Raw genomic sequence first — 10,441 nt, 5'->3', positions numbered from 1 at the left:
GACTATACGCATCATGATGACTTGTCAGACTTCCTGACAGCCGTACAGAACGGTTCTATCGATAACAACTGGGGGAATCCGGGACCAAATGATGATGTCCAACCTGACCAAATCAACTTTAGCATCATGGCACCGGGGACTATCTTCACCATGGCTGGGGAGCAGTACCGTTATTTGGAGAATATGGGAGACAATAATCACATGATTATACGTAATGCGGCAATTCGTAATACAAACTTCTCGACGATGGACCAACGGACCAACGACTGGTATGCTGGCCTTGACTCCTCCGTTCAAGCGCGGGTTCAGCGGGTATCTGACAACTTTGTGACGGGAAGTGTTAACGGTGATGAACTCACTTGGACAGCAGGTCAGTGGCGCTGGTTACCAACGAACCTAGATACTTTTCCTGAAGTTACGGCGGATGAGACTCGAGTTGACCCGAGTGGGAGTCCACGGGCATTTATCCTTTCCTTAGCAGATGTGGTCCGCTTGTCAGGTCCAGGACGTGCTTTCCCTGATCATGAGGCACGTGTGGGCTCAGGACCAGAAGGCGACTGGTGGTTGCTGCGCACGCTCGCGACAGATGGTGCCTGGCGAGTGCAACGTTATCCCTCTATTGGGGTATTGTCCAGTCACCATGCAGGTTCTGTTTTAGGATACGGTGGTGTGCGCCCAGCCTTAATTGTGCGTTAGTAAGCCTTCTTTTCGAGAGACATGGATAAGTGTAAGACGGTATGAAAAAAAGAGGAATCGCTCAGACAGGTGATTCCTCTTTTTTATTAACAAATAATACTTCTTCTTTCAGAAGTTAAAGTCAAAGTGTCATTGGCTTGTATCTCAAAAGTTTCTCCATCAATCTGTACAGGTTGGGTGGAATGAGGTGTGACAGACACGGCAGTAGAAACACTGTGGTGGAAAATATCGTTTTCTAAATGTCTTCCTTGAAGGACACTCGGGATAAGTGAAAATATTTTAGGCATACTGTATTTGTCCAGCTCGATAAGATGTATCTCTTGATTGAGGTTTGAAGCCTCGGGAGCAATTTTAACCCCACCACCAAAATAAGGGTGTTTGGTAAAAGTAAGGAGAAAAGCATTGTCAAACTTGAATGTATCCTTTAGATTGTAAATAGAAATACAGAAAGATTTTTTGCTGAACAAAACGTGTAGAGCTGTCATAAGATAAGAAAGCCTGCCCAGTTTGATAGAGTTCAGGAGCTTTTTTACGTGACTGCCGTTTGTAGCCTTGACGATAGCAGCATCCAGTCCTATTCCTACATTATTGAGGGCATATCCTGAAAAAGATTGGGATTTGTATCGCATGACATAAAAATCTTTTGCCTGATTATGGCGGATGTTTTTAAAGGCTTGAATAGGATCGAGGGACAGTCCGAGACTGCGGGCAAAATCATTGCCAGAGCCTGAGGGAATATAGCCAAAGGAAAAATCAGCGGGTAAGGCGTTGAGGGCGAGAGAGATGGTGCCATCTCCACCTAAAATAAGGAGTTGATCCTCGGGCTTTTTTTCTTCAAGAATTTGCTGGATAAAGGATGCTTCTTGACCCGTACGCTCAGTCGCAAAGAGTTTATATGATAAGCCGTTTTCTTCAAGATAAGGCAACAGGAGTTTCAATGAACGCTCCCCTTTGCGGGAACCGGCATTTGGATTGGCAAGAATGTAATAAATCATAGAACTATTCTATCAAAAAAATATATTTTAGAGGTAAATAACATAAGGATTGCGAATGATACGAAACTTTTTCGTAAAAGTAACAAGCCAACAGGAGGATTTTGAATGAGGCAAAAAAACGCGAAAAGTCTTTTATATGTTATAATTAAGAGAAACAGTTAATTATAAGTGAAGAATGTCGGTTTATAAAAATAGAACTAAGGGTTATCGGTAAGCTGACCGGCATAGAAAAATATAGGTTAAAACATGCAATACGAAGAAATAAACGAAAAAACGATAAAGATTAGCCTAACTTTTCAAGACTTGGTTGATCACGATGTGAAGCTCTCAGATTTTTTTACCAATCAATCCATGGTTGAAAATCTTTTTTATGAGCTTGTAGAGGAGCTTGGACTTGAAGAAAGATTTTCATCAGGACTTTTGACTTTCCAAATTCAGCCTTTTCCAAAAGGTGTAAACATCATTGTTACAGAGGAAAACATTGACATTGATCCGACCACGCTTCCGGATGATCCAGAAGAGTTCGAGCAGCTCATGACAGATTTTTTTGGTCGTGTTGAAGATTTGAAGCAAAATGGCGGAGCAAGTCCAGATAAAAACACAACTGAAAATAAAGAAACAAAAGTAAAAAGTAAGCCGGACCCGGACTTTGTCTTTTATTCTGTCGAGTTTGATAACATGACGCAACTTTTGGCAGCTGTGAAAAATGTCAAAATTGAGGCAGAGGAGTCAGAGCTTTACGGCTATAAGGATAAGTTTTATCTGATTATTCTTGATAATCAAAGAGCAAAAGGTAAAACAGAGGTAAGTGCAATGCGGGCACGCATGTTAGAATATGGGCAGGAAACAGCAAAAAGTCGTGAAACATTACAGGAGTATGGAGAATTATTGATAACCACTCGTGCTTTGGAAGTTCTCTCTAAAATTTAAGATATGATAGATACTATAAAAGAAATCCCTATCAAAGGTATCCCTTTTACGGTTGAGTTCTTTATTGTTCTCTTTGTTACTTTTGGGATGTCCTTGATATTTACACCCTTAATGACCTTTATCTCACGCCGCATAGGAGCAGTAGATAAGCCAAATGAACGTCGGATCAATACGAAAGTCATGCCTTCAGCAGGAGGACTTGCAGTTTTCCTGTCTTTTGCTATTTCTACTCTCTTTATTCTTCCCCTAATTGTACATCCACAACTTCCTTGGGTGGGGGTAGGCCAGCCCCTCGCTCCTCGTTCTCAACTGGTTACCTATACGAGCTATATTCTTCCTTTTATCTTTGCAGGGGGAGTTGTAGTTATTACAGGGCTTATTGATGATGTCAAGGAAATATCGCCGAAGATGAAGATGCTTGGGCTCCTCATTGCAGCTTCAATCACCTGGTTCTTTACGCATGCGCGGTTTGATAACTTGAAAATTCCTTTTGGTGGTCCTTTTTTGGAGTTTCCAGTTTGGTTGTCTTTCATTTTTACAGTCTTTTGGATTGTATCTATTACAAATGCGGTAAATCTAATCGATGGGTTGGATGGGCTGGCTAGTGGTGTTTCCGTCATTTCCCTATTTACGATGGGAATTGTGTCTTACTTCTTTTTACCTAGTCCAAACATATTCTTGCCCATCACCATTTTTACTTTGGTAGCCGCAATTATGGGCTTTTTCCCCTATAATTATCATCCGGCAATTATTTATCTGGGGGATACGGGCGCCTTGTTTTTAGGCTTTATGATTTCTGTTGTTTCTCTACAAGGTTTGAAGAATGCAACTGCTGTAGCCGTTTTGACACCACTTTTAATTTTGGGTGTTCCATTGACAGATACTATCGTAGCCATGGTTCGCCGTAAGCTCAACAATCAAAGTATTTCTAGTGCAGATAAGATGCATTTGCACCATCGCTTGATGCAGATCGGCTTCACGCACCGTGGGGCTGTGTTAGTTATTTATGGTATCGCGGGTATCTTTGCATTCATCTCCTTGATTTTACAAGTCTCAAGTCGTATTGGTGGTATCTTCTTGATTATTGCTCTGCTACTTGGCTTAGGGCTCTTTATTGATATGGTCGGAATATTGGGTAAGAATCGACAGCCTTTCCTTAATGTATTGCGATTTATTGGGAGTTCAGACTACCGTGAGCAACTTATAAACAAGAAACGAAAAAAAAGGTATAAACATGATAAAACAGGACGGAAATGATTTTTCGCCTGTTTTTTAATACGCGATCTTCCTTGTGCCTAAAGGCACTAATGAAGAAGAGAAATTTTTATATAAATTTCCTGAGGTTTTTACTAGTCAATAATCAAAAAAATATCGTTTGTGGTTATTTTTGCCACAGCTATCTTTTTCGTTCTCAAAGCTGATAATGATGGGGAATGAGTGATGTACATTACTCTTGACTACCTTAAAAAATGCATTCAAAAATATGTTTGAATTTTATCAAGGATAATTCGGATAAAAAGCAGATTTACTCCTTTTTTGATATAATGAAGGATGAAGTGTAAAAGATATTTTACTTATGAATTGAAGGAGTTAGAATGGCAACTTTAGAAATTAAAAATCTTCATGTAAGTATTGAAGACAAAGCAATCCTTAAAGGTGTAAATCTTACAATTAATACCAATGAAGTACATGCAATCATGGGCCCAAACGGTACAGGTAAATCAACCTTATCCGCAGCAATCATGGGAAATCCAGCTTATACAGTTACTGAAGGAGAAATTCTCTTAGACGGTGAAAATATCCTTGAATTAGAAGTTGATGAACGTGCGCGTCTTGGGTTATTCCTTGCAATGCAATACCCATCAGAAATCCCAGGAATTACGAACGCAGAATTTATGCGTGCAGCCATCAATGCACAACGCGCAGAAGATGACAAAATTTCTGTTATGGATTTCATTAAAAAATTGGATAAAAACATGGAACTGCTCAACATGAAAGAGGAAATGGCAGAACGTTACCTTAACGAAGGCTTCTCTGGTGGAGAGAAAAAGCGTAATGAAATCCTCCAACTCCTGATGTTAGAGCCAACTTTTGCTATCTTGGATGAAATTGACTCTGGACTTGATATCGATGCGCTTAAGGTAGTCTCCAAAGGTGTGAATGCTATGCGTGGTGACAGTTTTGGGGCACTTATCATTACGCACTATCAACGTCTGCTCGACTATATTACACCTGATGTCGTTCACATCATGATGGAAGGCCGTGTCGTTATGACAGGCGGAGCCGAACTTGCGAAACGTCTTGAAAAAGAAGGTTATGCAAAAATCTCTGAAGAGTTAGGGATTGAGTACGAGGAAGAAGCATAAGCTGAGTTTTTTAGGTGGTTAGAAATCAGAAAATTTTAAACTACCTAACATTATCATGGAGATACAATAAATGAATGAAAAAATAAAAAATTTCTCGCTCATGCATGCTGAACCAAGTTGGCTGTCAGATTTACGTCAAACAGCCTTTGAAGCTATGGCAGAGCTGGAACTGCCAAATATTGAGCGTGTGAAATTCAATCGTTGGGGCTTGGATAATACAGAGATAGGCGATTCTGAGCCAAGTGGAAACGTACCAAGCTTTACAGAATTGCCTAACCATCCACTTTTGGTACAAGTGGGAAGTCAAAATGTTATGGAACAAATGCGTCCAGATTTGGCTGAAAAAGGAGTGATTTTCACTGATTTTGCTTCAGCAATGGAAGAAATTCCTGAAGTAGTCGAAACGTATTTTGGTAAAGCTGTAAGTTATAAAGAAGATCGCTTAGCAGCAAGCAACGTTGCCAGTTTTAATTCCGGTGCCGTCTTGTATATACCGGATAATGTCGAAATTGATGTCCCTGTAGAAGCAAAGTTCTATCAAGATTCTGAGTCAGATTTGCCTTTCAATAAACACATCTTAATTATTGCTGGCCGTAACAGTAAGCTCGATTATTTGGAACGCTTGGAAAGTATTGGGGACGGAAATATTAAAGTGACAGGTAACGTCTCCGTCGAAGTCATTGCTCTTGAAGGGGCGCAGGTAAAATTTGCTGCTATCGACCGTTTAGGGGAACATGTGACAGCTTATATCAGCCGCCGCGGTCATTTAGCAAATAATGCCACAATCGATTGGTCTATCGGAACCATGAATGATGGCAACGTTATTTGTGACTTTGATAGCGATCTTAAAGGTGATGGAAGTCATTCACAAATCAAGGTTGTTGGATTATCTATGGGGAAACAAATCCAAGGGATTGATACGCGTGTGACAAACTTTGGCCGTCATTCAGTAGGGCATATCTTGCAACATGGCGTTATTCTTGACCGAGGTACATTAACCTTTAATGGAATTGGTCAAATCATGCGTGGCGCTAAAGGTGCGGATGCGCAACAGGAAAGCCGAGTATTAATGCTTTCAGACCGTGCCCGCAGTGATGCAAATCCTATTTTGCTCATTGAGGAAAATGACGTAACTGCAGGACACGCAGCTTCTATCGGTCAAGTCGATCCTGAGGATATGTACTACCTTATGAGTCGAGGCTTAGATGAAACAACAGCTAAACGCCTTGTTATTCGCGGATTCCTCGGTGCAGTTGTGACTGAGATTCCGATTAAAGCCGTTCGTGATGAATTTATCTCAATTATCGAGAGAAAGTTGGCAATCTAATGATTGACTTAAAAAAAGACTTTAAAATTCTTAACCAAAAAGTTAATGATGAACCCTTAGTCTACTTGGACAATGCAGCCACCACCCAAAAGCCACAGCAGGTGTTGGATGTTTTGACAAACTATTATGAGCATGATAATGCCAATGTTCATCGTGGGGTTCATACCCTTGCAGAGCGTGCAACTGCAGATTATGAGGCAGCACGTGAAAAGGTGCGAAAGTTTATTCATGCTGCATCTACGAAAGAAGTATTGTTCACTCGTGGAACAACAACGAGTTTAAACTGGGTCACAAAATTTGCGGAGCAGGTCTTAACAGCAGGTGATGAGATTATTATTTCCGTTGCGGAGCATCACTCAAACTTTGTCCCTTGGCAACAAGTTGCTGAAAAAACAGGAGCAATTCTAAAAATTGTCTATCTGAAAGATGGTGCTTTGGACATTGATGACTTAAAGGAAAAACTGACAAGTAGAACAAAATTCGTAAGTTTAACACACGCTTCGAATGTCCTAGGATCGATTACTCCGATTAAGGAAGTTGCTGAGTGGGTTCATCACTACGGTGCCTATTTTGCTGTTGATGGTGCGCAGTCTGTTCCGCATATGAAAATTGATGTCCAAGACTTGGACGTAGACTTCTTTGCTTTTTCGGGGCATAAAATGTGTGGACCAACAGGAATTGGTGTTCTCTATGGAAAAGAGACCTTGCTTAATCAAATGAACCCAATCGAGTTTGGTGGGGAAATGATTGACTTCGTTTATGAAAGTCACTCAACATGGACGGAGTTACCTTGGAAATTTGAAGCAGGCACGCCAAATATTGCAGGCGCTATTGCCCTTGGGGCAGCTATTGACTACCTTGAAACAATAGGAATGGACAATATTCATCGCTATGAGCAAGAGCTTGTGGCTTATGTGATGCCTAAGCTGAAAGCGATTGAAGGTTTAGAAATTTATGGTCCAGAAGCAGTCGAAGCGCGAAGTGGTGTGATTGCCTTTAATATCCGTGGGCTTCATCCTCACGATTTAGCAACAGCCTTGGATATGGAAGGTGTTGCTGTACGCGCGGGGCATCATTGCGCACAGCCTTTGTTGAATTATCTTGGGCAATCGTCAACAGCACGGGCAAGTTTTTACATTTATAATACGAAAGCAGACTGCGATAAACTTGTGGATGCTCTTTTGAAGACAAAAGAGTTTTTCGGCTTGTAGTAATGAGAAGAATGGAGACAGATAATGGCACTTTCAAAATTAGATAATTTATACCGTGCAGTAATTCTTGATCACTCTTCTGCTCCCCGTCATGCAGGTGAATTACAGCAGGCTTGTGTTGTTGATTTGAACAATCCAACCTGTGGTGATGTGATACGCTTAACTGTTGCGTTTACAGAAGATAAGATTAGCGATATTGCCTTTAGTGGGCACGGTTGTACAATATCAACGGCATCCGCTTCAATGATGACGGAAGCTGTGATTGGCAAGACAAAAACAGAAGCTTTGGAATTGGCACGAATTTTTTCAGAAATGGTGACAGGACATGAAGATCCAGCGCAAGAACGTTTAGGAGATGCACAATATCTTGCAGGAGTTTCTAAATTTCCGCAACGGGTAAAATGTTCAACTCTAGCCTGGAATGCCCTGAAAAAAGCGATTGAGACAGAGGGTACTGCTACCGTATCAGAGTCACATTAGAATGCAAATAAAGAGAGGAAAATAATGACAGAAGAAGTTCCAGTATTAGAAGAATATAAATTTGGTTTTCATGATAATGCTGAATTAGTCATGTCTACAGGAACAGGTCTGACAGAAGAGGTTATTCGTACGATGTCAGCCGCAAAAGAAGAACCAGAATGGATGCTGGATTTCCGCCTCAAATCCTTCGAAGCCTTCAAAAAATTAGATCTCCCAGAATGGGGCCCTGATTTGTCAGACATTGACTTTGATGATGTGGTGTATTATCAAAAACCAACGGATAAACCTGCCCGCACTTGGGAAGAAGTTCCTGATGAAATTAAGGAAACTTTTGAAAGAATCGGTATTCCAGAAGCAGAGCGTGCTTATTTAGCAGGAGCTTCGGCACAGTATGAGTCAGAAGTTGTTTACCACAACATGAAGGAAGAATTTGAAAAGCTCGGTATCATTTTCACCGATACGGATACTGCTCTGAAGGAATATCCAGAACTTTTCAAAAAATACTTTGCAAAACTTGTCCCACCCACAGACAATAAATTAGCCGCCTTGAATTCAGCAGTTTGGTCTGGCGGAAGTTTCGTTTATGTGCCTAAAGGGGTAAAATGTGAAATTCCTATCCAAGCCTATTTCCGCATCAATAACGAAAAATCAGGCCAGTTTGAACGTACTTTAATCATTGTTGATGAAGGAGCCTCTATCCAATATGTGGAGGGCTGTACTGCACCAACATATTCATCAGCCAGCTTGCACGCTGCTGTTGTTGAAATCTTCTGTGAAGAAGGTGGGTACATGCGTTATTCAACCATTCAAAACTGGTCAGATAATGTCTACAACTTGGTAACAAAACGTGCCAAGGCAGAGGCAAATGCAACTGTGGAATGGATTGATGGTAACTTAGGTTCACGTGTCTCTATGAAGTATCCAGCTGTCTATCTGGACGGTCCTGGCGCACGTGGCACAATGCTTTCGATAGCCTTTGCTAACGCAAACCAAGAGCAAGATACAGGTGCCAAAATGATTCACAATGCACCAAATACAAGCTCATCGATTATTTCTAAATCCATCTCTAAATCTGGTGGAGCCGTAAATTATCGTGGTCAAGTAACCTTCAATAAAAACTCTGCACATTCTAAATCACATATTGAATGTGACACGATTATTATGGATGATATTTCAAAATCAGATACAATTCCATTTAATGAGATTCATAACTCACAAGTTGCCTTGGAACATGAAGCCAAAGTATCTAAAATCTCAGAAGAACAGTTGTACTATCTGATGAGCCGCGGTTTAACGGAAAAAGAAGCCACAGACATGATTGTGATGGGCTTTATTGAACCCTTTACTAAAGAGCTCCCAATGGAATACGCCGTAGAACTCAACCGATTGATTTCTTACAGTATGGAGGGTTCAATCGGGTAAGTTTCACAAGTGCCTTTATGATGGACTTTGCGCCTAGTATTTCCTGCTCTAAAAATTCAAAGGAGCAGAATGATAAAAAGCAATAAATACTGTATTACTAACGAATAGCAAATTAATAAAGAAGTGCCCCTTATATTTTTAGTTTGTTATGATAGTCATGGCAAAAAATACAAATATTTGTTTAGAATCCACGCCTTACCCGCGTGGTTTTTCATTTCTGGGTAAGATTGTCGCTTTCTTTAATCATTTGAATTAGACCTTCCTGTGTAAGAGTAGTATGGTTTACACTCACAGTATTCCAGTGCGTTTTATTCATATGGTAGCCAGGAAAAACACCAGAAATTTGTCTAGCTTCTTCGCCGTGTTCAGGAGAAAGTTTTAAGTCGATTAATAATTCATTATCTTTTTCAAATATTAAGCAAATTATCTTTTTGTTGGATTTTTGTCTAATAGCTGTCCAAAGAATTTTTTCACGGTTATTGTTGTTAAAGGGGTAGTCTTCATATGAGTTTGTTAGTTTCAATACTAGATTGATTAGTTCTTGTCTTTCCATATATCCTCCTTTTATTTGTATTCATTATAGCATTTCAGTCGTTTGTCAAAAGGGTTATCGTAGATATGGTATAATTAGAGAGTTATGAAGGCGATAAATTTGAAAACGGGAAAAGAAGTAGAGTTTTGGGTGGTAAGTCGTGAAGCTCCTCAACCTGCTTGGATAGAGAGGGAATTTTATACAGGTTATATGGGCTGGATTGATGAGAAATCGTTGAGATATGGTCTTGCCTACATTCGTTCAACGGGTTCAAGACTTTACATAGGTGATGTCTTTATCTATGATGGAAAAACTATCGATTTTATGTCGAATGCAAAATTTTCAAAGAAATATGAAGTCATCGCTCAATAACTTCTAGTTTCCAGAAAGTTAGTCTATTTGATAAAACAGCAAATAGCTGGAAGTTCTATAATCCTATTTTATCATTTTCTATTATTACGATGACGGAAAAATTAGATTAA

10 protein-coding genes and 1 pseudogene are annotated in these 10,441 nt (G+C 40.1%); 9 read left to right on the top strand and 2 right to left on the bottom strand.

All coding sequences use genetic code 11. The features are described 5' to 3' along the window. Positions 1-696 (top strand): annotated as a pseudogene (locus NFR51_RS03535) (hypothetical protein); the annotation flags it as partial. Positions 697-782: 86 nt separating this feature from the next. Here the strand turns inward: NFR51_RS03535 and NFR51_RS03530 are convergent. Next, positions 783-1,691: a diacylglycerol/lipid kinase family protein gene (locus NFR51_RS03530; RefSeq protein WP_251712364.1), complete on the bottom strand. Its 909-nt coding sequence runs from the start codon at positions 1,689-1,691 to the stop codon at positions 783-785. Between the two features lie 246 nt (positions 1,692-1,937). On the opposite strand from NFR51_RS03530, the gene NFR51_RS03525 reads away from it, so the two are divergent. From NFR51_RS03525 to sufB, 7 genes are all read left to right on the top strand, one after another. Continuing rightward, positions 1,938-2,621 carry an adaptor protein MecA gene (locus tag NFR51_RS03525; protein ID WP_251712363.1) on the top strand — a complete coding sequence of 228 codons (684 nt, stop codon included), beginning with the start codon at positions 1,938-1,940 and terminating at the stop codon, positions 2,619-2,621. 3 nt (positions 2,622-2,624) lie between these two features. After that, the gene (locus tag NFR51_RS03520; RefSeq protein WP_251712362.1) at positions 2,625-3,878 is read left to right on the top strand and encodes a glycosyltransferase family 4 protein; all 1,254 of its coding nucleotides are present in this window, start codon (positions 2,625-2,627) and stop codon (positions 3,876-3,878) included. 338 nt (positions 3,879-4,216) lie between these two features. Beyond that, positions 4,217-4,987, top strand: coding sequence for a Fe-S cluster assembly ATPase SufC (gene sufC, locus NFR51_RS03515; protein WP_251712361.1), 771 nt, complete (start codon positions 4,217-4,219; stop codon positions 4,985-4,987). Positions 4,988-5,057: 70 nt separating this feature from the next. Then, entirely contained in the window at positions 5,058-6,314 is a 1,257-nt protein-coding gene (gene sufD / locus NFR51_RS03510) for a Fe-S cluster assembly protein SufD (protein WP_251712360.1), read from the top strand. After that, entirely contained in the window at positions 6,314-7,525 is a 1,212-nt protein-coding gene (locus tag NFR51_RS03505) for a cysteine desulfurase (RefSeq protein WP_251712359.1), read from the top strand. The genes sufD and NFR51_RS03505 overlap by 1 nt, the downstream gene beginning before the upstream one ends. A 24-nt stretch (positions 7,526-7,549) precedes the next feature. Beyond that, positions 7,550-8,005, top strand: coding sequence for a Fe-S cluster assembly sulfur transfer protein SufU (gene sufU / locus NFR51_RS03500; RefSeq protein WP_251712358.1), 456 nt, complete (start codon positions 7,550-7,552; stop codon positions 8,003-8,005). Positions 8,006-8,029: 24 nt separating this feature from the next. After that, positions 8,030-9,427, top strand: a complete 1,398-nt coding sequence (gene sufB, locus NFR51_RS03495) for a Fe-S cluster assembly protein SufB (protein ID WP_251712357.1) — start codon at positions 8,030-8,032, stop codon at positions 9,425-9,427. A gap of 211 nt (positions 9,428-9,638) precedes the next feature. Here sufB and NFR51_RS03490 read toward each other — a convergent pair whose 3' ends face one another. Continuing rightward, complete coding sequence (locus tag NFR51_RS03490) at positions 9,639-9,980, bottom strand: MmcQ/YjbR family DNA-binding protein (protein ID WP_251712356.1); 342 nt, start codon at positions 9,978-9,980, stop codon at positions 9,639-9,641. Between the two features lie 84 nt (positions 9,981-10,064). Between NFR51_RS03490 and NFR51_RS03485 the strand changes: the two genes are divergently transcribed. Continuing rightward, positions 10,065-10,331 (top strand): hypothetical protein, encoded by a 267-nt coding sequence (locus NFR51_RS03485; RefSeq protein WP_251712355.1) that lies wholly within the window; start codon positions 10,065-10,067, stop codon positions 10,329-10,331. Positions 10,332-10,441: the final 110 nt, after the last annotated feature.

Source organism: Lactococcus ileimucosae (assembly GCF_943193185.1).
Lineage (GTDB): Bacteria > Bacillota > Bacilli > Lactobacillales > Streptococcaceae > Lactococcus > Lactococcus ileimucosae.
The sequence above is the reverse complement of the archived record's forward strand: the minus strand, read 5'-3'. Positions and strand labels throughout refer to the sequence as shown.

Coding starts and splice junctions, on each gene's coding strand:
- NFR51_RS03530 (WP_251712364.1), bottom strand. CDS start 1,691: ATGATTTATTACATTCTTGCCAATCCAAATGCCGGTTCCCGCAAAGGG.
- NFR51_RS03525 (WP_251712363.1), top strand. CDS start 1,938: ATGCAATACGAAGAAATAAACGAAAAAACGATAAAGATTAGCCTAACT.
- NFR51_RS03520 (WP_251712362.1), top strand. CDS start 2,625: ATGATAGATACTATAAAAGAAATCCCTATCAAAGGTATCCCTTTTACG.
- sufC (WP_251712361.1), top strand. CDS start 4,217: ATGGCAACTTTAGAAATTAAAAATCTTCATGTAAGTATTGAAGACAAA.
- sufD (WP_251712360.1), top strand. CDS start 5,058: ATGAATGAAAAAATAAAAAATTTCTCGCTCATGCATGCTGAACCAAGT.
- NFR51_RS03505 (WP_251712359.1), top strand. CDS start 6,314: ATGATTGACTTAAAAAAAGACTTTAAAATTCTTAACCAAAAAGTTAAT.
- sufU (WP_251712358.1), top strand. CDS start 7,550: ATGGCACTTTCAAAATTAGATAATTTATACCGTGCAGTAATTCTTGAT.
- sufB (WP_251712357.1), top strand. CDS start 8,030: ATGACAGAAGAAGTTCCAGTATTAGAAGAATATAAATTTGGTTTTCAT.
- NFR51_RS03490 (WP_251712356.1), bottom strand. CDS start 9,980: ATGGAAAGACAAGAACTAATCAATCTAGTATTGAAACTAACAAACTCA.
- NFR51_RS03485 (WP_251712355.1), top strand. CDS start 10,065: ATGAAGGCGATAAATTTGAAAACGGGAAAAGAAGTAGAGTTTTGGGTG.